This is a genomic window from Deltaproteobacteria bacterium GWC2_65_14 (genome assembly GCA_001797615.1).
Classification (GTDB): domain Bacteria; phylum Desulfobacterota; class Deferrimicrobia; order Deferrimicrobiales; family Deferrimicrobiaceae; genus GWC2-65-14.
The window spans coordinates 93,823-117,423 of the sequence record MGPV01000017.1 but is presented as its reverse complement, the minus strand read 5'-3'; the positions used below and the strand labels follow the sequence as shown (position 1 = coordinate 117,423).

The window sequence follows — 23,601 nt, the reverse complement described above, 5'->3', positions numbered from 1 at the left end:
CCGTCCGGGATCCGTGAGGCAATCGACCGGGGGGCCGGCGGAAACGGCCCCCGCGGCGTTCCCGGGGAGGGATCGACGCATAGGAAATGAACACGAAGAAGAACCATTACGAGACGCTCGGGCTTTCGGAGGGGGCGTCCGCCGACGAGGTCCGGAAGGCGTTCCGGCGGCTGGCGAGGAAGCATCATCCCGACGTGAATCCCGGGGACAAGGGGGCCGAGGCGAAGTTCAAGGAGATCAACGAGGCCCACGAAGTCCTGAGCGATCCGAAGAAGCGCGAGGAATACGACGCCATCCGCAAAGGGGTCTTCACCGGGGGGTTCGGAGAAGGGCCCTACCATTGGACGGCGGCGGGGGGGCCGGGATCCGGCGCGCGGGTCTCCTGGGGCGACCCCGGCGATCTCGAGGAGATGTTCGGAGACCTCTTGCGGGGGAGCGGCGCGAGGTCCGGGTTCGACCGCGGCAGCGACCTGACCCTGGAGCTTTCGGTGGATTTCCTCGACATGGCGAGGGGGACCGTCCGGGAGATCCTCTACCGGCGGCCGAAGTCCTGTCGCGCCTGCCGGGGGACCGGGCGGGCGGGCAGGAGCCGGTGCCAGGCCTGCGGCGGTTCGGGGCGGACCGAGTCCGAGGAGCGGATCCAGGTGAAGATTCCGGCGGGGGCGAAGGAGGGATCCCGGATCCGCGTCGCCGGGAAGGGAGAGGGGCGGGAAGGATCCGGGAAAAGCGGCGACCTGCTCATCCTCCTGCGGATGATCCCCCACCCCCTTTTCCGGCGGGAAGGGCAGGATGTCACCCTCGACCTCCCGGTCCAGTACTCGGAGGCGGTCCAGGGGGCGAAGATCTCCGTCCCGACGATCGACGGCCCGGTCTCCGTGACGGTGCCGCCGGGGACTTCGAGCGGGAAAAAGCTCCGCCTCAAGGGGCGGGGGCTCCCCGATCCGGGGTCTTCGGCGCGGGGGGACCAGTATGTGATCCTCCAGGTGGCCGTCCCCGGGGTCCGTTCCAGGGAATTTCTGGAGCTGGTGGAGCGGATCCGGGAGTTCGAGGACCCGAATTTGAGAAGCGGGTGGAACTGATTCGGATATAATGGAATCCATAACGGTGTGAGGACGAGAGGGCGACGATGGGAAATACGCTGAAAACAGGGCTGTTGCTGGCGCTCTTGACGGGTCTTTTCCTGCTGGTGGGAGACGCGGTGGGAGGTCAGAACGGCATGGTGATGGCCTTCGGCTTCGCCCTGCTGATGAACGTCGGGGCCTACTGGTTCTCCGACAAGATCGTCCTCCGGATGTACAAGGCGCAGGAGGTTTCCGAGGCGGAGGCGCCGGAGCTGTACGCGGCCGTGGCCCGTCTCGCGACGGCCGCCTCGATCCCGATGCCGAAGGTTTACCTGATCCCGAGCGATTCGCCGAACGCCTTCGCGACGGGGCGGAACCCGGCGCACGCGGCGGTGGCGGTGACGCGCGGCATCCTGCGGATCCTCTCCCGGGACGAGCTGGAGGGGGTCCTGGCGCACGAGATCGCCCACGTGAAGAACCGGGACATCCTGATCGGGACGGTGGCGGCCACCCTGGCCGGGGCGGTGATGATGCTGGCCCGGTTCGCACAGTTCGCGGCCATCTTCGGGGGGGGCGGCGGCCGGGACCGGGAAGGCGGCGGGGGAGGATTCGGGCTGCTGGCGATGGCGATCATCGCCCCTCTCGGAGCGATGCTCGTCCAGATGGCGGTTTCCCGCTCGCGGGAGTACCTGGCCGACGAGAAGGGGGCCCGATACTGCGGGAAGCCCGAGTCGCTGGCGAGCGCACTGGAGAAGATCTCCTTCGCCTCGAAGCGGGTTCCCCTCGAGGCCTCCGCTGCGACCGCGCACATGTTCATCCTGAGCCCGCTTTCGGGGGGAGGGGTGCTCTCCCTGTTCAGCACCCACCCGCCGGTCGAGAAGCGGATCGAGCGCCTGCGCGGGATGAGGAGGGCCGCGGCGTGAGGGAGGCAGCAGCGCGGCAGAGAGGAGAGTGCCGGATCCCATGATGGAGATCTCGTTCTACCGGGAGAAGCTGTCCGAGTCGGGGCACCGGATGCTGAATTCCTCGATCGAGGAGTCCCAGCGGCGGCATCACTATTACCTCGGCCTGGAGCATCTCTTCATCGCCTTCGCCGAACAGGAGAAGTCGCTCTTCCGGGACCTGATGGGCTCGGTCGGCCTGAACGTCGAGGCGGTCCTCTACTCGGTGAACGAGCACCTGAACATCTCCCGGCAGTATCTCGGCGTGGGGCTGAAGGTCCCGCCGGCCACCAAACAGGTGTTCCGGGTGGCCTGGGAGACCGCCCAGAGGAACCGCCGTCCCCAGATCGACGCGTCCGACCTCTTCCTCGGGATCTTCCACGAGGTCCATTCGATCCCCGCGAGGATCCTGAAGAGCTACGGGGTCGATCCCTCGGTGGCCCTGTCCCGGTTTTCCGCTCAGCTGCGGACCCGCGAGGAGAAGGTCGAGGAGTTCCGGAAGCGGTACGAGCTCCCGGCGAACCTTCGGACCTTCGGGGTGAACCTGAACCTCCTCGCGCGGGAGGGGAAGATCCCCCCCATCGTGGGCCGGGACCGGGAGATCGACCGAACCATCGAGTACCTCTGCCACAAGGACCGGAGCAACTCGGTGATGGTCATCGGCGACCCCGGGGTGGGGAAGACCGCCCTGGTGGAAGGGCTCGCGATGCGCCTCGAGTACGAGCCGCACCGGGTGCCGGAACGGCTCCGCGCACACCAGATCGTGAACCTCCAGATGAACACGGTCGTCGCCGGGACCGTCTTCCGCGGCATGTTCGAGGACCGGATCGAGAAGGTGATCTCCGAGGTGAAGGAGCGGAAGAACCTGATCCTGTTCATCGACGAGGCCCACACCCTGATCGGGGCCGGGTCCGCGATGGGGGTCCCCTCCGACGCCGCGAACATCTTCAAGTCGTCGCTGGCCCGCGGGGAGGTCCAGATCATCGGGGCCACGACCATCACCGAATTCAAGGGGGTCATCCAGGAGGACGAGGCGCTGGCCCGCCGGTTCCGGGTGGTCAAGATCGAGGAGCCGACGCTCGAGGAAACCCGGGAGATCCTCTTCGGCCTGAAGCCGAGGCTGGAGACGAACTACGGTGTGGAGATCCGGGACGAGGCGGTCGAGCTCGCCCTCTCCATGTCCGACCGGTACGCCCGGTCGCTCCGGCTCCCCGACAAGATCATCAACTGGATCGACACGGCCTGCGTCCGCGTGGAGATCCGGGGGGAGGACAAGGTCGTCCTGGGGAAGGATATCCTCGAGGTGATCTCCGACGAGACCCGGACCCCCGTCGACGTGGTGAAGCGGGACGTGATCGAGCGGTTCCGGGACCTCGAGGAGAAGATCTCGAGGCGGCTGGTGGGGCAGGTCGAAGCGATCCGGGCCGTCGCGAAGGCGCTGCGGCTGAACAAGGGGCCGCTCAAGGAAAACCCCTTCCGCCCGGACGGGGTGCTCCTTTTCCTCGGCCCCACCGGGGTGGGGAAGACCGAGATGGCGAAGGCTCTCGCCGACTACCTGTTCGGGGACGATCGCCACATGGTGCGGGTCGACATGTCCGAGTACCGGGACGGGGCGCTTTCCGTGGACAAGCTGATCGGGATGCCCCGGGGGATCGTCGGGTCGGAGCGGGGAGGGATCCTGACGAACCAGCTCCGGGACGACCCCTACACCGTCGTCCTGCTCGACGAGATCGAGAAGGCCGACTCCTTCGTCCACAACCTCTTCCTCCAGGTCTTCGACGAAGGCTGGCTTACGGACGGCCGCGGGAAGAAGGTCTACTTCTCGGACGCGATCGTCATCATGACGAGCAACCTGGGGGCCGATGAGATCGGGAAGCTGACCCGCCCGCTGGGATTCACCTCCAGCGAGGACTTTGAGCCGATTCGGAAAAACATCCTGAAGGCGGTGGAGCACCGGTTCAGCCCCGAGTTCATCAACCGGCTCGACGACGTCATCGTCTTCTCCCCCCTTTCCTCGGAGGAGGTCCGGCGGATCGCCGAGTTCTATCTCGCCACGATCCGGAAGACGATGGCCGGGGCGGGAAAGACGCTTGCCGTGTCCGACGGGGCGCTGGACGTCCTCTCCCGCTCCGGGTTCAGCGTGAAGTACGGGGCGCGGTTCCTCAAGCGGCATATCGACGAGATGGTGAAGATGCCGATCACGCTTCAATGGAAGGAATCCGACCACTTCTTCGTGGAGGAGCGGGACGGCGGGGTGGTCGTGACATTGCAGGGGGTGCCTGCCTGATGGCCGATCAGGAACCGAAGGGATTCCGGGTGGTGGACAAGCGCGGCGTGGAGAAGGAGGAGCCCAAGCCGGAGGAGCCGAAGGCCGCCGCGGCTCCGGACTCGCCGGGTCCGAAGCGGGAACCCGGGAACCGTCCGGGCCCGGCCGGTGTCCAAGGGGAGAAACGCCCCGGCGACTCCGGGTCGTCCATCGCGGGCCCGACGTTCAACGACCTCGTGATGACGCTGCAGATGGGGACGATGGTGAACCTGGGGCTGGTGCAGTCCCGGGACGGCACCCGCTCCCCGGTGGACCTTCCGGCGGCGAAGGAATCGATCGACATGCTCGAGGTCCTGCAGGCCAAGACGAAGGGGAATCTCGACGATGAGGAGAAGAGTGTCCTCACGGAGGGGCTGTACCACCTGCGGATGGCCTACGTGGCCGCGGTGAATTCTGTGGTGTCCGGGCCCGGGGGCGGACTGGGCGGAGGAGGAAAGAAGGCGTGATCCGGAAAAGCAAGGTCGTGGTCCTGGTCCTGGCAGCGGTGGCGGCCGGGTTCGTGCTCTCGGCGGGGTTCAACCTTTCGCCGCTCTCGGACGCGTTTCTGGGGGAGAAGGGGCGGGATGCGGGCTCCGCAGCCCCGGTCCCGACCCCGGGTCGACTGCTCCCCGTCGATATCCCGTCGCTGGTGAAGGGGACCTCTCCGTCGGTCGTGAACATCAGCACGACCCAGGTGGTGCGGTTCAGCCGGCCGCGCATGCGATCCCCCTTCGGGAGGGATCCCTTCGAGGACTTTTTCGACAACTTCTTCGGAAACATCCCGCGGGAGCAGAAGCGCAGGAGCCTGGGGTCCGGGTTCCTCGTCTCGGGGGACGGGTATATCCTGACGAACAACCACGTCGTCGAGAAGGCCGACGAGATCACCGTGACCCTTCTGGACAAGGAGGACTACAAGGCCGAGGTGGTGGGGACCGACCCGAAGACCGACATCGCCCTCATCAAGATCAAGCCGGGAAAGACGCTTCCCTATGTCCGTCTCGGGGACTCCGAGGGGCTGGAGATCGGGGAGTGGGTCGTGGCGATCGGGAACCCCTTCGGCCTCGGGCATACCGTCACGGCCGGGATCGTCAGCGCGAAGGGGAGGGTGATCGGATCCGGACCGTACGACGACTTCATCCAGACCGACGCCTCGATCAACCCCGGGAACTCCGGAGGGCCTCTGTTCAACCTGAAAGGGGAGGTCGTCGGGATCAACACGGCGATCATCCAGGGGGGCCAGGGGATCGGCTTCGCGACCCCGATCCAGATGGCGAAAGCGGTGCTCGGCCAGCTGAAGGAGAAGGGGAAGGTGACGCGGGGGTGGCTCGGCGTCTACATCCAGAAGCTGACTCCGGACATGGCGGAGTCGCTCAAGGTCCCCGAGGGGAAGGGGGCGCTGGTGGCCGACGTGACCAAGGGCGGCCCGGCGGAGAAGGCCGGGATCCGCTCCGGGGACGTGATCGTCCGCTTCGACGGGAAGGAGGTGGAGGACCAGCACGAGCTTCCGCAGGTCGTCGCCTCCACGAGCCCGGGGAAGAAGGTGCAGGTCACGGTGGTGCGCGACACCAAGCGGATCGAGATCCCCTTGACGATCGCGGAGATGGAAGGGGAGGAGCCCGCCCGCAGCAAGGAGGGTGGCGACCTGTCGAAGGGGCTGGGGCTCACCGTCCAGGCGATCACCCCCGAGATCGCCCGGCACATGGGAATCGAGAGCCGGCAGGGGGTCCTGGTCACCTCCGTCGAGTCGGGAAGCCCCGCGGAGGACGCCGGGTTCCGGGAAGGGGACATCATCCGGCAGATCAACCGGGAGCCGGTGAAGGACACCGGGGAGTTCCAGCGGGTGATGAAGAAGGTCAAGGACGACAAGACCGTGCTGTTTCTGGTGGAGCGCGGGGAGGGGCGGATCTTCCTCGCCGTGAAGAACCGGTAATCTTGAGGAGAGTACCCCGCCACGAGATGACCCGATGATCTCTCTCGACAAGCTCACCGTCAAATCGCAGGAGGCGCTGCAGGAGGCGGTGCGCATCGCCTCCGGCGAGGCGCACGCCCAGGTGGAGCCGGAGCATCTCTTCCTCGCGCTGCTCCGGCAGGAGGGCGGGGTTGCCCGGGACCTCTTCGCGCGCACCGGGGTGGCGCTGCCTTCCCTCGAATCCGACGCGGCCTCGATGGCCGCGTCCTTCCCGAAGGTCACCGGCGCGGTGAGCCGGGGGCTCTCCCCCCGGATGGAGCCGCTCTTTTCCCGTGCGATGTCCGAGGCGGACGCCTTCAAGGACGAGTTTCTCTCCGCCGAGCACTTCCTCCTCGCGATGGCCGCGGAGGGGGGGAAGATCGAGGGGTTGCTCCGGAAGCACGGGGCGAACCGCGAGGCGCTGCTGTCGGCCCTGACCGGAATCCGGGGGACGCAGCGAATCACCGACGAGAACCCGGAGGCAAAGTACCAGGCCCTCGACAAGTACTGCCGGGATCTGACGGAGCTGGCCCGACGGGAAAAGCTCGACCCCGTCATCGGGAGGGACGACGAGATCCGCAGGGTGATCCAGGTCCTGTCGCGGCGGACCAAGAACAACCCCGTTCTGATCGGCGACCCGGGGGTGGGGAAGACCGCCATCGCGGAAGGGCTGGCCCAGCGGATCGTCTCGGGAGATGTCCCGGAGGGGCTTCGGGACAAGCGGGTGCTGGCGCTGGACATGGGGGCGCTGATCGCCGGGGCGAAGTACCGGGGTGAGTTCGAGGACCGGCTCAAGGCGGTCCTCAAGGAGATCGCCGCGGCGGAGGGGAGGGTCGTCCTCTTCATCGACGAGCTCCACACCCTGGTGGGGGCCGGGAAGGCGGAAGGGGCGATGGACGCCTCGAACATGCTCAAGCCCGCCCTGGCCCGGGGCGAGCTCCGCTGCGTCGGCGCGACCACCTTCGACGAGTACCGGAAGCACGTGGAGAAGGACGCGGCGCTGGAGAGGCGCTTCCAGCCGGTCATGGTCCCGGAGCCTTCCGTGGAGGACGCGATCGCCATCCTGCGGGGGCTGAAAGGGCGATACGAGGTCCACCACGGCGTGCGGATCAAGGATTCCGCCCTCGTCGCCGCCGCCACCCTCTCCCACCGGTACATCCCCGACCGCTTTCTGCCGGACAAGGCGATCGACCTCATGGACGAGGCGGCCTCGAAACTCAAGATCGAGATCGACTCCGTCCCGACCGGAATCGATGAGGTGGAGCGGCGGATCACCCAGCTCCGGATCGAAAAGCAGGCCCTCACGAAGGAGACCGACCCGGTCTCCGCCCAGCGGCTGGCGCGTATCGAGGAGGAGCTTTCCCGGCTCTCCGGGAGGGCCGGTGAGCTTCGTTCCCGCTGGGAGGAGGAGAAGCGGTCGATCGGGAAGAGCCGCGAGGTGAAGGAGAGGATCGAGCGGGCGCTCTCCGAGATGCAGCGGGCGGAGCGGGAGGGAAACCTCGAGCGGGCCTCGGAGCTGAAGTATTCCATCCTTCCGGCGCTGCAGCGGGAGGCGGAAGCCCTGCGGGGGGACACTCCTGGTTTTCTCGCCGATGGGAACAGGAGTGTCCCCCCCAAAGCGGAGGGGCGCCTCCTGAAGGAGGAGGTGGACGAGGAGGATATCGCCCAGGTCGTCTCCCGGTGGACCGGCATCCCGGTCTCCCGGCTGGTCGAGGCGGAGGTGGAGAAGCTGCTCCGGATGGAGGAACGGCTCGCCGAGCGGGTCGTGGGGCAGGACGAGGCGGTCCGGCTCGTCTCGAACGCCGTCCGGCGGGCGAAGTCCGGGCTGAAGGACCCGAGACGGCCGATCGGGTCGTTCCTCTTCCTGGGGCCGACCGGGGTCGGCAAGACGGAACTGGCGCGGGCGCTTGCCCAGTTTCTCTTCGACGACGAGGCGGCGATGGTCCGACTGGACATGTCCGAGTACATGGAAAAGCACTCGGTCGCCCGGATGATCGGCGCGCCCCCCGGGTACGTGGGGTACGAGGAGGGCGGGGCGCTGACCGAGGCGGTCCGGCGGAAGCCGTACACCGTCGTCCTGTTCGACGAGATCGAAAAGGCGCACCGGGACGTCTTCAACCTCCTCCTGCAGGTCCTCGAGGACGGCCGGCTCACCGACGGGAAGGGACGGACCGTCGACTTCCGGAACACCGTGGCGATCCTCACCTCGAACGTCGGATCGCACTGGATCCGGGAGCTCTACGGGACGGGTGAGGAGGCGATCCGGGAGAAGGTGATGGAGGAGCTGCACCGGGAATTCCGCCCGGAATTTTTGAACCGGATCGACGAGATCGTCCTGTTCCGCTCCCTGGGAAAGGGGGAGCTTGCGCGGATCGTTGGGATCATGCTCCGGGAGCTCAACGCCCGTCTTGCCGACCGGAAGATCACCGTCGAGCTCTCGGATGCCGCCAGGGAGAGGATCGCGGAGCTTGGGTACGATCCTACCTTCGGCGCGAGGCCGCTGCGGAGGGCGATCGCGAAGCATCTCGAGGACCCGCTGGCTCTCCGCATCCTCAAGGGGGAATTTTCGGATGGAGACGCCGTTCTTGTGGATCCGGACGAAGCCTCCGGGTTCCGGTTCCGCGGACCTGCCTGACAAGCGATCCCTGCCCGCCGCCATCCTGTTCCCGAAGGTTGTTCGCAACAAGGTTGTTCCCAACACAAGGTTGTTCCCAACGCTTGACAAAGGCTCCTCCGGGCGGTAGCGTAAAAAAAACAGCGTTTGATATGGGCTGCGCGTGACTGCAACGAACGGGATTTCCTTCCTTGCCCCGGCCAAGCTGAACATAACCCTGCGGGTGTTCGGAAAACGCCCGGACGGGTACCACCACGTCCGCTCGGTGATGGTCCCGGTCACCCTCTACGACGAGGTGACCGTGGAGGAGATCCCGTCGGGGATCGAGGTGGAGACCGACGACCCGGACGTCCCGCCGGGGGAGGAGAACCTCTGCCACCGGGCCGCCGCCCGTTTTCTCGCTTGGGCGGGGAACGGCGGGGGGGCGCGCGTGCGGGTGACCAAGAGGATCCCTCTCGAGGCGGGGCTCGGGGGGGGGAGTTCCGACGCCGCCGCGACGCTGAAGGGGCTTTCCGCGCTCACGGGGAGGACCCCTCCCGCGCAGACCCTGCTCTCCATGGCGGCCGAAGTGGGGGCGGACGTCCCTTTTTTCACCCTGGTGGGGGTGCCGGCGCTCGCCCAAGGAATCGGCGACCGCCTGACGCCGGTCGAGTGGAGGGTGCCCTTCCATGCCCTGATCGTGAAGCCTTCCTTCGGCCTTCCGACGGCGGAAGGGTACGCCAGGCTCGGGCGCCCTCCCGGCGATCCGCCCGCGGGGGATCGGACCCCCTCCTTCCGCAGCTGGGAGGATGTGGTGGCTGCCGTGGGGAACGATTTCGAGGAGTCCTGGGGAGCGGACCGCCCGGAGATCGGGGGGATCAAGGAGGAACTGCTCGGAGCGGGGGCGAAGGCGGCGGCCCTGACCGGGAGCGGGTCGGCGGTATACGGGCTGTTCGCCCGGAGCGAGGATGCGCGCAGGGCGGAGGGGGAGCTGGCGAAGGGGGAGGGGAGACGCCTGTTCGTCGTCCGGAACATCTAAGAGGGCAAGGGAGGAGAGGGAGATGCGGCTGACCGAGGTCAAGGTCTTTCCGGTGAACGACGACGAAAAGCTGAAGGCGTACGCCACGATCGTGTTCGACGACTGCTTCGTGGTCCGGGACCTGAAGATCATCCACGGGAACAGCGGCCTGTTCGTGGCGATGCCCAGCAAGAAGAAGAAGGACGGCACCTACCGCGACACGGCGCATCCGCTGAACAACGAGACGCGCCGGATGATCGAGGAGGCGGTTCTCGGGGAGTACGAGCGGGAGACCCGCCGCCTTGACGGGGTGGCCGTCGCCCGGTAGGATGAACCGACCGGCAGGCTGGGAGGTCGTCTAACGGCAGGACAGGGGCCTTTGGAGCCCCCGATGAAGGTTCGACCCCTTCCCTCCCAGCCAGATTTGTTTTCTCTTGCCTTCCCGGGGACGGCCGGTATAATGTCTATTTCTTCCACGGCAGGATTTCTCCGGACAGGGGAAGCGGGTTGACACGGCTGAAGATTTTCTCCGGGAACGCGAACTTAGAGCTTGCGCGCGAGATCTGCGCCTACCTCTCGGTCCCGCTGGGGGCCGCGGTGGTCAAGCGGTTCAGCGACGGGGAAATGAACGTAGACATCGGGGAGAATGTCCGGGGGGCGGACGTGTTCCTCCTCCAGCCGACCTGCCCCCCGGTGAACGACCACCTGGTCGAGCTGCTCATCCTGATGGACGCCCTGAAGCGCTCCTCGGCGAACCGGGTGACGGCGGTGATCCCGTACTACGGGTACGCGCGGCAGGACCGGAAGGTCCTTCCCCGGGCCCCGATCACGGCGAAGCTGGTGGCGGACCTGATCACCGCCGCGGGGGTCTCCCGGATCCTGACGATGGACCTCCACGCGGGGCAGATCCAGGGGTTCTTCAACATCCCCGTGGACCACCTGTACGCGGCCCCGGTGATGCTCGACTATATCCGGAGCCGCTACGGGGAGGAGATCGTCTTCGTCTCCCCCGACGCGGGAGGAGTGGAGCGGGCGCGGGCCTTCGCGAAGCGGCTGCACGCCAGCCTGGCGATCATCGACAAGCGGCGTACGGGCCCGAACGAGTCCCAGGTGATGCACATCATCGGGGAGGTCGAAGGGAAGACCGCCGTCCTGCTCGACGACATGGTGGACACGGCCGGGACGATGGTCCAGGCCGCGGGGGCCCTTTCCGGCAACGGGGCGAAGCGGGTCTTCGCCTGCGCCACCCACCCGGTGCTTTCGGGCCCCGCGATCGAGCGGCTGGAGAAATCCTCCATCGAGGAGCTGGTGGTGACGAACACGATCCCCCTGGGCGGGAAGGCCGCCTGCAGCAAGATCCGCGTACTGTCGGTGGCGGCGCTCCTCGGGGAGGCCATCAAGCGGATCCACAGCAACGACTCGGTGAGCTCGCTGTTCGTATAGGATCGGGAGGAAACGGGAATGGCCATGGTGGAGTTGACGGCGGACCGGAGGCGGACCGCCGGGACGGGAAACAACCGGAAGACGATCGCCCGGGGGAAGGTGCCCGGTGTCGTCTACGGAAAGCACCTGGAGACGCGGTCGATCGAGTTCGAACGCAGGGAGCTCGAGAAGTTCCTCGCCAAGGCGCGCCGGGGGACGGTCGTCGTCCGGATGGAGATCCGGGACGGGGAGGAGAAGAAGGAGGCCTACACCGTCCTGAAGGAGGTGCAGGCCGACCCCGTGACCGACCGGGTGATCCACGTCGATTTCTACGAGGTCGCCTTCGGGCAGAAGTTCCGCGTCGACATTCCGCTGCGGCTCAAGGGAAAGGCGGCCGGGATCGAGCAGGGGGGGATCCTCGAGCAGGTGGTCCGCAACATCGAGGTGGAGTGCGTCCCCTCCATGGTCCCGGAGTTCCTCGAGCTGGACGTCTCGGCGCTGGAGATCGGCAATTCGCTCCACATGGAGGACATCGTCTTCCCCGAGGGGGTTTCCCCGATGGAGAAGGATCTCTCCCAGACCGTCGCCTCCGTCCACGCCCCGCGGGTCGAGGAGGTCGTGACGGTGGCGCCCGTGGAGGGCGAGGAGGCCGTGGAAGGCGCCAGTGTGGCCGAGCAGGTGGAGTCGGAAAAAGAGAAGTGAGCGGCGCCCCGATTTCCTGGTGTTCGGGCTGGGAAATCCCGGCCGCCGGTACGCGGGAACCCTCCACAACGCCGGGCAGGCCACGGTCGACCTGCTCGCGAAAGGGATCGGGGTCCGGTGCCGCGCCGCCGGGGAGGCGGAGTTCGGAATCGGCCTGCTGGAGGAGACGGAGATCCTCCTCGGGAAGCCGCGGACCTGGATGAACCTCTCCGGCCTCGCCGTGGCCCCCGTCTACCGGAGGCATGCGGAGGGGGCGGAGAACCTCGTGATCGTCCACGACGACCTCGACCTGCCGCTCGGGAGCGTACGGCTCAAGCGCGGGGGGGGGACCGGGGGGCACAAGGGCTTGCGCTCCCTGGAGGAAGAGCTCGGAACGTCGGGGTTTTTGAGGGTCCGCATCGGGATCGGAAGGCCCCCCGAGGGGGTGGACCCGGCCGACTATGTCCTCGCCCGCGTACCGGAAGGATCGCAAGAGCGGTTCGACCGGGCGATCGCGGAGGCCGCGGAGGCGGTCGGCGACATCGCGAGGGAAGGTTTTAACCGGGCGATGACCCGCTGGAACGCGAAACGCCAGGAACCCCCCCCGTAGGACCGCGGGGAGGGAAAACATACTCCTTGCCCCCGGCGCCATGTCCGGGGGCTCGATCAGCCGGAAGGAGGCCGTCACGATGCAGAAGTACGAAACCGCCATTCTGTTCGACCCGGAACTTCCCGAAGAGCGACGCAAGGAATTCCTCGCCAAGCTGGGCGGGGTGGTTTCCTCGTTCCGCGGTGAGGTAGTCAAGCAGGACGACTGGGGAATCCGGAAGCTCGCCTACCAGATCATGAAGAAGGGCAACGGGTACTACACCTTCCTCGTCTACTCCGGGGAACGGGGGGTGGTGGAGGAGGTGGAGCGGAACCTCAAGATCTTCGACGGGATCCTCCGCTACCTGACCTCCCGCGTGGAGATCGAGGCGAAGGTCGCCCCCCCCGCGGGAGTGGAGGAGACCCCCCCGGCGGCGCCCGGGGAGCCGGAAGGCTCCGCGCCCGGGGAACCGGCTTCCACCGCGTAAGGGAGAGGAGGAGGGATGGTCACCTTCAACCGCGTCATTCTGGCGGGCAACCTCGTCCGGGATCCGGAGATCCGCTACCTGCCATCCGGCACCCCGGTGGCGAACTTTTCCATCGCGGTGAACTCGCGCTACCGTCAGAACAACGAACTGAAGGAGGAGGTCTCCTACTTCGACGTTGTCGCGTTCGGGAAGACGGGGGAGAACTGCGCGGAGTACCTCTCGAAGGGACGGCCGGTGCTGGTGGAGGGAAGGCTCCGTCAGCGGCGCTGGGAGGCCGAGGGGACCCGCAGGAGCAAGATCGAGGTGGTCGCCGGGATCGTCCAGTTCCTGGGCGGCGGCCCGAAAGGAGCCCCCGCCGAGGGGGACACAGGCGGGGGAACCCCCGCGGAAGAGCAGGACGAGGATATCCCGTTTTAACGGGTTGACGATACAATAGGAACCAGTCCAGGAGGAGAGCACCGATGAGCACCCCGATGAAGAAACCCCGTCCACCGTACGGACGGTCCTCCGGGTCCTCCCCGGGAGGCCCGAAGAGGCGCTACACCCGGAAGAAGTTCTGCCGTTTCTGCGCCGAGAAGGAGCTGCAGATCGACTACAAGAACGTCTACATGCTCAAGCACTTCGTTTCCGAGCGCGGCAAGATCGTCCCCCGGAGGATCACGGGGACCTGCGCGACCCACCAGCGGAAGCTGACGGTCGAGATCAAGAAGGCCCGCATCGTGGCGCTGATCCCGTTCACCGCCACGCAGGTGCGGTAGGGGGAGCCCGATGAAGGTCATCCTGCGCGAAGACGTCGATACGCTGGGGAAGGCCGGCGACATCATCAAGGTCGCCGACGGCTACGGTCGGAACTTCCTCATCCCCAGGAAGCTGGCTGTGCCGGCCGACGTGCGGAACCTGAAGGCCCTCGAGCACGAGCGGAGAGGGATCGAGGCCCGTGCGAAGAAGACCCGGAAGACCGCCGAGTCGCTGAGCGGGAAGCTGTCCTCCCTGACCCTGACGATCCCGGCGAGGGCGGGGGAGGAGGGGAAGCTTTTCGGGGCGATCACCTCCCGGGATATCGCGGGTGCCCTCGCGATGTCCGGGGTGGAGATCGACCGCCGGCTGATCCTGCTGGAGGAGCCGATCAAGCAGGTGGGGGACTACCGGGTGAAGGTCAAGGCGGGAGGAAACCTCGTTCCGGAGGTTTCCATCCGCGTGGTGCCCGAACCGGCCTGACGCCGCCCCGGCGCGCGCGCCGCCCGGCCGAAGCGCCTTCTCCGGAAACCGGTTGGCCGCGGTCCATCGACCGGACCGCGGGGAGTGCAGGGAGGTGCCGATGAGCGGAACGCATGTACCCCCGTATCCGGCGGTGGACGTCCCCCTGCTGAAAGTCCCCCCGCACAGCCTGGAGGCGGAACAGGCCGTTCTCGCCGCCGTCCTGCTGGACAACGACCGGATGAACGGCGTGGTGGAGATCCTCCGGCCGGAGGATTTCTACCAGGGAGCCCACCGGAACCTGTTTTCCGCGATGCTGGAGCTCTACGAGCGCGGGCGGGCGATCGACCCGCTCACGATCGCCGATGTGCTGAAGGGGCGCGGCGGGGAAAAGGAGGCGGGGGGAGTCGCCTACCTCTCCGAGCTGATCCACAACGTGCCCACCATCTCGAACGCGGCGGACTACGCGCGGCTGGTCAAGGAAAAGGCGATCCTGCGGAAGACGATCGCGGTCTCCCAGCAGATCGCCGCCTCCGCCTACGAGGGGGTGACCGAGCTCGACGAGTTCCTCGACCGGACCGAGCAGGCGATCTTCGAGATCGCGGAAGAGAAGATCAAGCCCTCCTACTACTCGATGTCCGAGATGAGCAAGGAGGCGATGAAGGAGATCGAGAAGCTCTACGAGAAGAAGGAGATGATCACCGGGATCCCCTCCGGCTTCCGGGACCTCGACGCGAAGACCGCCGGCTTCCAGAATTCCGACATGATCGTCGTCGCCGCCCGCCCCGGGATGGGGAAGACCGCCCTCTGCCTGAACGTCGCGCTGAACGCCGCCCTCCGGAGCAAGGTCCCGGTGGCGATCTTCTCCCTCGAGATGAGCCGCCAGCAGCTCGCGCTGCGGATGATCTGCTCCGAGGCGCGGGTCGAGTTCCAGCGGCTGCGCACGGGGTACCTGACCCAGGACGAGATCAACCGGATCGTCGCCTCCGTGGGGAGGCTCTCCGAGGCGCCGGTCTACACCGACGACTCCGGGGCGCTCACCGCCCTCGAGCTGCGGGCGAAGGCGCGCCGCCTGAAGAAGGACAGGGGCATCGGGCTGGTCATCGTCGACTACCTGCAGCTGATGCGGGGAGGCTCTTCGCGCGGCGGCTACGAGAACCGGGTGCAGGAGATCTCCGAGATCTCCCGCTCCCTCAAGGCGCTCGCGAAGGAGATCAACGTCCCGGTCATCGCGATCTCCCAGCTGAACCGGGGGGTGGAGTCCCGGGAGAACAAGCGGCCCCAGTTGGCGGACCTGAGGGAGTGCGTGACGGGAGACACGCTTGTTCTCGCCACCGACGGAAGCCGTGCGCCGATACGGTCCTTGGTCGGGAAACCGGTGGAGGTCTGGGCCATGTCGCCGGAAGGACGGATCGTCCCCGCGAAAAGCGATTGCGTCTGGTCGGTCGGGGAGAGGCCGGTCACCCGGGTCACCGTGGCCAGCGGCCGCACGATACGCGCCACGGCCGACCATCGGTTGTTCGGTTCCGACGGCTGGGTGCGTGTGGCGGATCTCGCACCGGGGGACAGGATAGCCATCGCGCGACACGTTCCGGAGCCGAGGGACACGGTCCGTTGGCCGGAGGACCGGATCGCCCTGTTGGGGCATCTCGTTGGGGACGGCAGTTATCTTATCGGGCAGTCTCTTCGGTACACAACCGCTTCGGAAGAGAACAGCCTCGCCGTCGAAGGGGCGGCGCGAAGAGAGTTCGGCGTGAAGGTGACCCGCTACCGCGGGCGCGGAAACTGGCACCAGCTTTTCATCAGGGGGAACGGAAACCGGTGGCATCCTGCGGGGGTGAATCGCTGGCTGCGAAAATTGGGGATCTTCGGGCATCGATCTCACGAAAAGCGGCTCCCCGCCGAGATCTTTCGGTTCGATAATGAGCAGGTCTCGTCGTTGTTGAGACATTTGTGGGCGACGGACGGGAGCATTTACTGTCGACCGAGGGGGGCGAAGGGATCGTCGCGGGTCTACTTCAGCACCTCGAGCGAAGGGCTCGCCCTCGACGTGGCGGCGCTGCTGGTGCGGCTTGGGATCGTGGCAAGGATCCGGGTCGTGCGGAAGGGAAACTACCGACCTGTGTACACCGTGGATGTGTCCGACGCCGACCAGCAGAAGCGGTTCCTCGAGACGGTGGGGGCGTTCGGACCGCGCATGGCGCCCGCGGACCAACTGTGGAATGAACTGGCCTTCGTGGAATCCAACCCCAATGTCGACACGTTGCCGAAAGAGGCGTTCCTCCAGGTGAAGGCGGCCATGGCGGCTCGGGGGATCTCCCATCGCGATATGGCGGCGCTCCGGGGTACCGCGTACGGAGGGGGCGGGCAGCTCGATTTCGCCCCGTCGCGGACCCTGCTGGCGGAATATGCGAATATCCTGGACGACGAGCCGCTGCTGCGGTCCGCCTCCAGCGACCTGTTCTGGGACCGTGTGACGGATCTTCGGCCGGACGGAGCCGAGGAGGTATTCGACCTGACCGTCCCGGGTCCTTCCTCCTGGCTGGCGGACGGAGTCGTTTCACACAATTCGGGGGCAATTGAACAGGATTCAGACCTGATCCTCTTCATCTACCGGGAGGAGATGTACGAGAAGGAGGACACCCCGGAGGAAAAGAAGGGGAAGGCCGAGGTGATCATCGGCAAGCAGCGCAACGGCCCGATGGGGGTCGTGGAGCTCGCCTTCATCTCCCGCTACACCCGGTTCGAGGATCTGGCGAAGGAGTACGGGTAGGGCCCCTTCCGGGTCACCGTTTCTTCCGCTTCCGCGGTTTCGGCAGCAGGGAATAGGCGGCCAGCTTCTTCCGCAGGGTGTTCCGGTTGATCCCCAGGATCGCGGCGGTCCGGATCTGGTTGCCTCCCGTCGCCTCGAACACCACCTGGATCAGCGGCTTCTCGATCTGCCGGAGAAACAGGTCGTGGAGGCCGGTCTCGGAGTCGATCGCCTTCCCGAACCGGTTCACGAACTCCCGCACTCGCTCCTCGATGACCTGCTCCAGCGGGGCGGTGGCGAGGTCGACGGCCCCCTCCCCCTTCGCGAGCTCCCGGGCGACCTCGTCCTTCCGGAGCAGCTTTCCCGTGGACAGCACGGCCAGCCGCTGGACGAAATTCTCCAGCTCCCGGACATTCCCCTTCCAGGGGCGGGAGGAGATCTCCTCGAGCGCCTCCCGGGAAAAGGAGCGCGGGGGCCGGGAGAGGAGGGAGCAATATTTCTGGAGGAAGAAGTCCGCGAGCAGGGGGATATCCTCCCGCCTCTCCGAGAGGGGCGGGATCCGGATCGGGAAGACGTTCAGCCGGTCGAAGAGGTCCTCCCGGAAGCGCCCGTCGGCGACCATCCTCCGCAGGTCCCGGTTCGTCGACGCGAGGACCCGCCCGCGGAATTTCCGGGTGGCGTTCGATCCGATCCGGACGAACTCCCGCTCCTGGAGGACGCGCAGGAGCTTCGCCTGGAGGTCCGCCGGCAGGTCCCCCACCTCGTCCAGGAAGAGGGTCCCCCCCGCGGCAGCCTCCAGCTTCCCTTCGCGGGCCGCGTCGGCCCCCGTGAAGGACCCCTTCTCGAAGCCGAAGAGCTCCGCCTCCTGGAGCTCCTTCGGGATCGCCGAGGAGTTCACCGCCACGAACGGGCCGTCCGGAGTGCCGAGGTCGTGGATGCACCGGGCGACGAGCTCCTTGCCGACCCCGCGGTCGCCCAGGAGCAGGACGGTCGCGTCGGTATCGGCCACCTTCCCCACGTTCTGGAAGACCTCCAGGATGGCCCGGCTCCGCCCCACGATCCGGGCCGACCTCCACTCGTCGGGATCCTCCGTCCGGAAGGGACGCTCCCGGGAGACCGCCTCCTTCGCCACGTCCCGGAGCAGCTCCTCGACGCGGGCGATGTCGAACGGCTTCGTGAGGAACTCCGAGGCTCCCGCGCGAGCGGAACGGGCCGCCGCGTCGGGCCGCCGGACGGCCGTCATGATGAAGAAGCGGGTGGGGGACTGCCTCGCCTGGACCCTCTCGAGGACCTCGATCCCCTCGAGGCCGGGCATCCTGATGTCCACGAAGGCCGCGGCGTATCGGTTCCGGGTGAGCAGGGAGAGTGCCTTGTCTCCGTCCTCCGCCAGGTCGGGGGAAAAGCCCATCCCCGCGACCGCCTTCTGGAGGACCCAGCGGATGCTCTCGTCGTCGTCGGCGATCAGGACTTTTTTCACGGGACCGTCTTCTTTCCGGTGTCGATCGGAAGGGATATTGTAACCGTGGTGCCCTCTCCCCGCACCGACTTAATTTCCATCTTTCCCCCGTGCCGGGAGACCGCCTGGCGTGCCATGACGAGCCCCAGGCCGGTCCCTTGCGGCTTCGTGGTGTAGAAGGGGAGAACCGCCTTTCGGGCGTCCTCCTCCGTCATCCCCACCCCGCTGTCCGTGACCGAGATCTCCACGAAGGAGCGCCTCCGCCCCCTGCCCCTGCCCCACCGGTAGTTCACGTTCAGCCGCGTGCCGATCCGGACGGTCCCCCGCTCCGGGATCGCCTCCACCGCGTTCTTCAGGATGTTCACGACCGCCCGGAAGATCGTGTCGGGATGGCCGGAGACGGGAGGGAGGCTCGGGTCGGCCGCCAGCTCGAACCGGATCTCCTTCCCCCGGGCGCGGACGTCGGAGCGGATCAGCTCCTCCGCCTCCCGGAGGACCGGGAAAAGGGGGAAGGGGCGGGGCGGGGGGGGCTGCCTCCCCAGTTCGAGCATCTTCTCCACGAGGCCGTCGATCCGTTCCGCCTCCCGCAGGATCAGCCGGGTCCCCTCGCGCCGCTCTTCCTCGGGGGTCTCCTCCCGGAGCATCCACTGGGCGGCCCCCCGGATCCCCCCGAGCGGGTTCTTGATCTCGTGGGCGATCCCGTAGGCCAGCGTCTGCATCTCTTCGGCGCTCACGGCGGCCCGTTCCTCCTGGCCGACCATCGAGAGGATCTCCGCCGGCTTGATCGTCAGCACGGCCCCGCCCGCATCTCCCGCCGGGCCGGTCAGGGGGGAGGCTCCGAGGATCGCCGGGAGCGCCTGCGAGGGCTCCCCCGCCGCCGGCGACCGCCGAACGGGCGCGAGATCCACGTCGTAGGCGGTGACCGCGGAGTGCTCCTCCAGCGCCTTCCGGAGGATCCGGACGGCCACGGGGGAGCCGCGGAAGATCGTCCTGTAGGATTTCCCGGACAAGGCACGCTCCGACCCCTGCAGGATCTCCTCGGCGGCGGGGTTCAGGTAGGCGAGCCTTCCGTTTCCCCGGAAGACGAGGATCCCTATGTTCGCCGACTCGAGCGTCTGCCGGAAGAGATCGTTCAAAAGAATCGCTCCACGGCCTCCCGGAGTTCCGCGAGGGTGCGGACCCCGACCAGCCGGCCGCGGAAGGCGGCCGCCCCCGGAATCCCCCGGCTGTACCAGGCCAGGTGCTTGCGCATCTCCCGGATCCCGTGTTCCCCGTGGCGGCGGTGCATCTCCTCTCCGTGGCGAAGGATCAGCGCTTTCCGCGCCTCCGGGTCCGGGCCCGGCAGGACCGGCCCCGGTCCTCCTCCCGCCGCCGCCATCGCCGACCGTTTCGCCTCGCCGAAGATCCAGGGGTTTCCGAGCGCGGCCCTTCCGATCATCACGGAGTCGCACCCGGTCTCCGCGACGATCCGCGCCGCGTCCTCCGGTGCCCGGACGTCCCCGTTCCCGATCACGACCCGGCCGGGGAATTCCTCCTTCAACCGGGCGATCTGACTCCAGTCCGCTCGTCCCGAGAACATCTGCCCCCGCGTTCGGGGGTGGAGGGTGACGGCCGCCGCCCCCGCGGCGAAGGCCTCCCGCGCCACCTCGAGGTAGCCGCCGGGATCCTGCCCGAACCCGGAACGGATCTTGACGGTGACCGGGATGCCGGCGTCCCGGACCGCCGCCGAGACGATCCTGCCGGCAAGCGGGGGATCCGACCACAGGGCCGCCCCGGCCCCGCCCGCCGTGACTCTCCGGACGGGGCATCCCATGTTGATGTCCACGAAGTCGAACCCCATCCGTCCGATCTCGGCCGCCGCCGCCCCCACCTCCCCGGGGTCGGCCCCGAAGATCTGCGCCCCGACCGGGCGCTCCTCCCCGGAATACTCGAGGAACCTGCCCGTCCGGCCGGGGGCGCGGAGGATCCCCTTCGCGGAGGCCATCTCGGTCACGACCATGTCCGCCCCGTTCTCCCGGCAGAGCCTTCGGAAGGTGGTGTCGGTGATCCCGGCGAGCGGGGCGAGGATCAGTTTCCCGGTGAAATCCATCCCCCAACTATATCACTCCGCCGCGCCGCTGCCCCCGTCTCGTGGGTTTCCGGAGAGGGCTCCGCCGCCTCGGAGGGGGGCTTCGCTTCGCCCGCCCTCCGCCCGCGGATCAATCTTTTTATCTCCGCTCATCCCCCCTCCTGCGGCAGCTCCGCCGGCAACCGGGGACCCTCCCCCGCGAGCCGGGGTCCCTCTCCGGCATCCTTCGCGGAGTGTGCTCCATCGGGAATGGGTCTGGGCGGCCGGTTTTCCCCTTGACGGTGGGGGGGAGTCGTGGTATTCAAGGACGGTTTAATGTGCCCGGCAGGAACCTGCGGCGCACGGTTTCGTTCCGTTTTCGTCCGGATTCCGGGGGAGATCCCCCCGTCACGGCGTTCATCACACAACAAGGAGAGGAAGGAATGCCAAGTCCTGTCATGACGATCGGGCTGTTCGGCCTGGCCTTCGTCGCGTTCCGGGTGTTGCGGATGCCCGGCCGCGGAGAAGGTGAAATCCTGTCGTCCCGGCTTGCCGGGGCTTTCCGGTCCAGGCTGTCCGGCCTGGCCCCCAAACTGCTCGCCGCGGCGGTCCTGCTCCTTCCGCTGCTCGCCGCCTCCGCCGCGCAGGCCAGCGAGGCGGAGCTGAAGATCCCGGATCTCGGCACCGTGTCGTTTCTCGGGATGTCGGGGCACAACCTCCTGCTGTACGGGCTGATCATCTGCTTCTTCGGCATGGTCTTCGGCCTCGTCCAGTATGTGCAGATCCGGAACCTCCCGGTGCACAAGGCGATGCTGGAGATCTCCGAGCTGATCTACGAGACCTGCAAGACCTACCTGATCACCCAGGGAAAGTTCCTCGCGATCCTGTGGGCCTTCATCGCGGCGATCATGGTGGTCTACTTCGGGTTCCTGCTCCACTTCGCCACGGTCCAGGTCGTCATCATCATCCTGTTCAGCATCGTGGGAATTCTGGGCAGCTACGGCGTCGCCTGGTTCGGGATCCGGATCAACACCTTTGCGAACTCCCGGACCGCCTTCGCAGCGCTCGGCGGGAAGCCGTATCCGACGATGGAGATTCCCCTCAGGGCCGGAATGAGCATCGGGATGCTGCTGATCAGCGTCGAGCTCGTGATGATGCTCTTCATCCTGCTCTTCGTGCCGGGGGACTATGCGGGGCCCTGCTTCATCGGCTTCGCCATCGGCGAGTCGCTCGGGGCGGCCGCCCTCCGGATCGCCGGCGGGATCTTCACGAAGATCGCCGACATCGGCTCCGACCTGATGAAGATCGTCTTCAAGATCAAGGAGGACGACGCGCGCAACCCCGGCGTCATCGCCGACTGCACGGGCGACAACGCGGGCGACTCGGTCGGCCCGACGGCGGACGGGTTCGAGACCTACGGAGTCACCGGCGTCGCGCTGATCACCTTTATCCTGCTGGCGGTCCCCAGCCCGGTGACCCAGATCCAGCTGCTCGTCTGGATCTTCGTGATGCGGATCGGGATGATCATCACCAGCGCGGCGTCCTACGGGCTGAACGGGATCTTCTCCAGGGCGAAGTTCGGGGAGGCGAGCAAGTTCAACTTCGAGACCCCGCTGACCACCCTGGTCTGGCTGACCTCGATCGTGTCGATCGGGATGACCTACGTCCTCTCCTACCTGCTGGTCCCGGAGCTCCAGGGGGACACGACGCTCTGGTGGAAGCTCTCCACGATCATCACCTGCGGGACGATCGCCGGCGCGGTGATCCCCGAACTGGTGAAGATCTTCACCTCGACCCACTCCGGGCATGTCCGCGAGATCCTCACCGCCTCCCGGGAGGGCGGACCGTCGCTCAACATCCTGTCCGGCCTCGTCGCGGGGAACTTCAGCGCATACTGGATGGGGCTCGCCATCATCTTCCTGATGGCCGTGGCGTACGCCGTGAGCTCGTTGGGCGTGGGGAGCATCATGGCGGCGCCGGCCATCTTCGCCTTCGGGCTCGTCGCCTTCGGCTTCCTCGGGATGGGGCCGGTCACGATCGCCGTCGACTCCTACGGGCCGGTGACCGACAACGCCCAGTCCATATACGAGCTCTCCATGATCGAGACGCTGCCCGATATCTCCAACGACATCGAGAAGACCTTCGGCTTCACGCCGGATTTCGAGGAAGCCAAGATGTACCTGGAGGAGAACGACGGCGCCGGGAACACCTTCAAGGCGAGCGCCAAGCCGGTGTTGATCGGCACCGCCGTCGTCGGCTCTACGTGCCTGATCTTCGCCATCATCCAGGTGCTCACGGCGACGTTCCCCGGGCAGGTGGAAGCGGGGCTCTCGATCCTCAACCCGCTCTTCCTCCTCGGGCTGGTCACCGGTGGCGCCGTGATCTACTGGTTCACCGGAGCGTCCATCCAGGCGGTCACCACGGGGGCCTACCGCGCGGTGGAGTTCATCAAGAAGAACATCAACCTGGACGAGGGGACCGAAAAAGCGTCGGTGGAGGACAGCAAGCGGGTCGTCGAGATCTGCACCCAGTATGCCCAGAAGGGGATGTTCAACATCTTTATGGTGATCTTCTTCTCCACCCTGGCGTTCGCCTGCGTGAACCACTTCTTCTTCATCGGGTACCTGATCTCGATCGCGATCTTCGGGCTCTACCAGGCCATCTTCATGGCGAACGCGGGGGGGGCCTGGGACAACGCGAAGAAGCTCGTGGAGACCGAGCTGAACATGAAGGGGACCGATCTCCACGACGCCACGGTGGTCGGCGACACCGTGGGGGACCCGTTCAAGGACACCTCCTCGGTCGCCATGAACCCGGTCATCAAGTTCACCACGCTCTTCGGCCTGCTCGCGGTCGAGCTGGCGATCGAGCTCCCCGCGGTCACCAGCCGGGTGGCCGCGGTGGTCTTTTTCGCCATCTCCGTCGTGTTCGTCTGGCGCTCCTTCTACGCGATGCGGATCAAGGTGGAGGAGCCTGCGGGCGGGGAGATGCAGCCAGCGCACGGGAAGGCCGCAAGCTGATCGGATCCACAGCCGGTTCTACCGGACAGGGCGCGGCCTCCGCCGCGCCCTGGTTTTTTTGCCCGCGGGGGGAGCTCCCTCCGG

The 23,601-nt window shown here is 67.0% G+C and carries 20 protein-coding genes and 1 tRNA gene; 18 read left to right on the top strand and 3 right to left on the bottom strand.

Going from position 1 to position 23,601, the window contains the following annotated elements:
- The first annotated feature begins 86 nt into the window (after positions 1-86).
- The 17 genes from A2X88_04540 to A2X88_04460 all read left to right on the top strand — a co-directional run bounded on the left by A2X88_04540 (position 87) and on the right by A2X88_04460 (position 17,015).
- Positions 87-1,079 carry a hypothetical protein gene (locus A2X88_04540; GenBank protein OGP35154.1) on the top strand — a complete coding sequence of 331 codons (993 nt, stop codon included), beginning with the start codon at positions 87-89 and terminating at the stop codon, positions 1,077-1,079.
- Positions 1,080-1,126: 47 nt separating this feature from the next.
- Positions 1,127-1,984, top strand: coding sequence for a protease HtpX (locus tag A2X88_04535; GenBank protein ID OGP35153.1), 858 nt, complete (start codon positions 1,127-1,129; stop codon positions 1,982-1,984).
- A gap of 40 nt (positions 1,985-2,024) precedes the next feature.
- Positions 2,025-4,289 (top strand): hypothetical protein, encoded by a 2,265-nt coding sequence (locus A2X88_04530; protein OGP35152.1) that lies wholly within the window; start codon positions 2,025-2,027, stop codon positions 4,287-4,289.
- Positions 4,289-4,774, top strand: a complete 486-nt coding sequence (locus tag A2X88_04525; protein ID OGP35151.1) for a hypothetical protein — start codon at positions 4,289-4,291, stop codon at positions 4,772-4,774. The genes A2X88_04530 and A2X88_04525 overlap by 1 nt, the downstream gene beginning before the upstream one ends.
- A 98-nt stretch (positions 4,775-4,872) precedes the next feature.
- Positions 4,873-6,237, top strand: coding sequence for a peptidase (locus tag A2X88_04520; GenBank protein ID OGP35173.1), 1,365 nt, complete (start codon positions 4,873-4,875; stop codon positions 6,235-6,237).
- Positions 6,238-6,271: 34 nt separating this feature from the next.
- Positions 6,272-8,890: an ATP-dependent chaperone ClpB gene (locus A2X88_04515; GenBank protein ID OGP35150.1), complete on the top strand. Its 2,619-nt coding sequence runs from the start codon at positions 6,272-6,274 to the stop codon at positions 8,888-8,890.
- A 160-nt stretch (positions 8,891-9,050) separates the two neighbouring features.
- The gene (locus A2X88_04510; protein OGP35172.1) at positions 9,051-9,887 is read left to right on the top strand and encodes a 4-(cytidine 5'-diphospho)-2-C-methyl-D-erythritol kinase; all 837 of its coding nucleotides are present in this window, start codon (positions 9,051-9,053) and stop codon (positions 9,885-9,887) included.
- A gap of 22 nt (positions 9,888-9,909) precedes the next feature.
- A complete protein-coding gene (locus A2X88_04505) occupies positions 9,910-10,194 on the top strand; it encodes a septation protein SpoVG (protein ID OGP35149.1) in 285 nt (94 codons plus the stop codon).
- 19 nt (positions 10,195-10,213) lie between these two features.
- Positions 10,214-10,287, top strand: a tRNA-Gln gene (locus A2X88_04500).
- Positions 10,288-10,373: 86 nt separating this feature from the next.
- Complete coding sequence (locus A2X88_04495) at positions 10,374-11,309, top strand: phosphoribosylpyrophosphate synthetase (GenBank protein ID OGP35148.1); 936 nt, start codon at positions 10,374-10,376, stop codon at positions 11,307-11,309.
- A gap of 18 nt (positions 11,310-11,327) precedes the next feature.
- Entirely contained in the window at positions 11,328-11,990 is a 663-nt protein-coding gene (locus tag A2X88_04490) for a hypothetical protein (GenBank protein OGP35147.1), read from the top strand.
- A gap of 16 nt (positions 11,991-12,006) precedes the next feature.
- Positions 12,007-12,579, top strand: coding sequence for an aminoacyl-tRNA hydrolase (locus A2X88_04485; GenBank protein OGP35171.1), 573 nt, complete (start codon positions 12,007-12,009; stop codon positions 12,577-12,579).
- Between the two features lie 40 nt (positions 12,580-12,619).
- Complete coding sequence (locus A2X88_04480; protein OGP35146.1) at positions 12,620-13,045, top strand: 30S ribosomal protein S6; 426 nt, start codon at positions 12,620-12,622, stop codon at positions 13,043-13,045.
- 15 nt (positions 13,046-13,060) lie between these two features.
- Positions 13,061-13,462: a single-stranded DNA-binding protein gene (locus A2X88_04475; protein ID OGP35145.1), complete on the top strand. Its 402-nt coding sequence runs from the start codon at positions 13,061-13,063 to the stop codon at positions 13,460-13,462.
- Positions 13,463-13,518: 56 nt separating this feature from the next.
- Complete coding sequence (locus tag A2X88_04470; protein ID OGP35170.1) at positions 13,519-13,803, top strand: 30S ribosomal protein S18; 285 nt, start codon at positions 13,519-13,521, stop codon at positions 13,801-13,803.
- A 10-nt stretch (positions 13,804-13,813) separates the two neighbouring features.
- A complete protein-coding gene (locus A2X88_04465) occupies positions 13,814-14,263 on the top strand; it encodes a 50S ribosomal protein L9 (protein OGP35144.1) in 450 nt (149 codons plus the stop codon).
- Between the two features lie 100 nt (positions 14,264-14,363).
- Positions 14,364-17,015 carry a replicative DNA helicase gene (locus A2X88_04460; protein ID OGP35143.1) on the top strand — a complete coding sequence of 884 codons (2,652 nt, stop codon included), beginning with the start codon at positions 14,364-14,366 and terminating at the stop codon, positions 17,013-17,015.
- 13 nt (positions 17,016-17,028) lie between these two features.
- Here the strand turns inward: A2X88_04460 and A2X88_04455 are convergent, their stop codons facing one another.
- The 3 genes from A2X88_04455 to A2X88_04445 are packed head-to-tail and all read right to left on the bottom strand — an operon-like array spanning position 17,029 to position 20,539.
- Positions 17,029-18,471, bottom strand: a complete 1,443-nt coding sequence (locus A2X88_04455; protein OGP35142.1) for a hypothetical protein — start codon at positions 18,469-18,471, stop codon at positions 17,029-17,031.
- Positions 18,468-19,586 carry a hypothetical protein gene (locus A2X88_04450; protein OGP35141.1) on the bottom strand — a complete coding sequence of 373 codons (1,119 nt, stop codon included), beginning with the start codon at positions 19,584-19,586 and terminating at the stop codon, positions 18,468-18,470. Before A2X88_04450 ends, A2X88_04455 begins: the two co-directional genes overlap by 4 nt.
- Complete coding sequence (locus A2X88_04445; protein ID OGP35140.1) at positions 19,583-20,539, bottom strand: tRNA dihydrouridine synthase DusB; 957 nt, start codon at positions 20,537-20,539, stop codon at positions 19,583-19,585. Before A2X88_04445 ends, A2X88_04450 begins: the two co-directional genes overlap by 4 nt.
- Positions 20,540-21,069: 530 nt before the next feature.
- Here A2X88_04445 and A2X88_04440 point away from each other — a divergent pair.
- Entirely contained in the window at positions 21,070-23,517 is a 2,448-nt protein-coding gene (locus A2X88_04440) for a sodium-translocating pyrophosphatase (protein ID OGP35169.1), read from the top strand.
- The last annotated feature ends 84 nt before the right edge of the window (positions 23,518-23,601 follow it).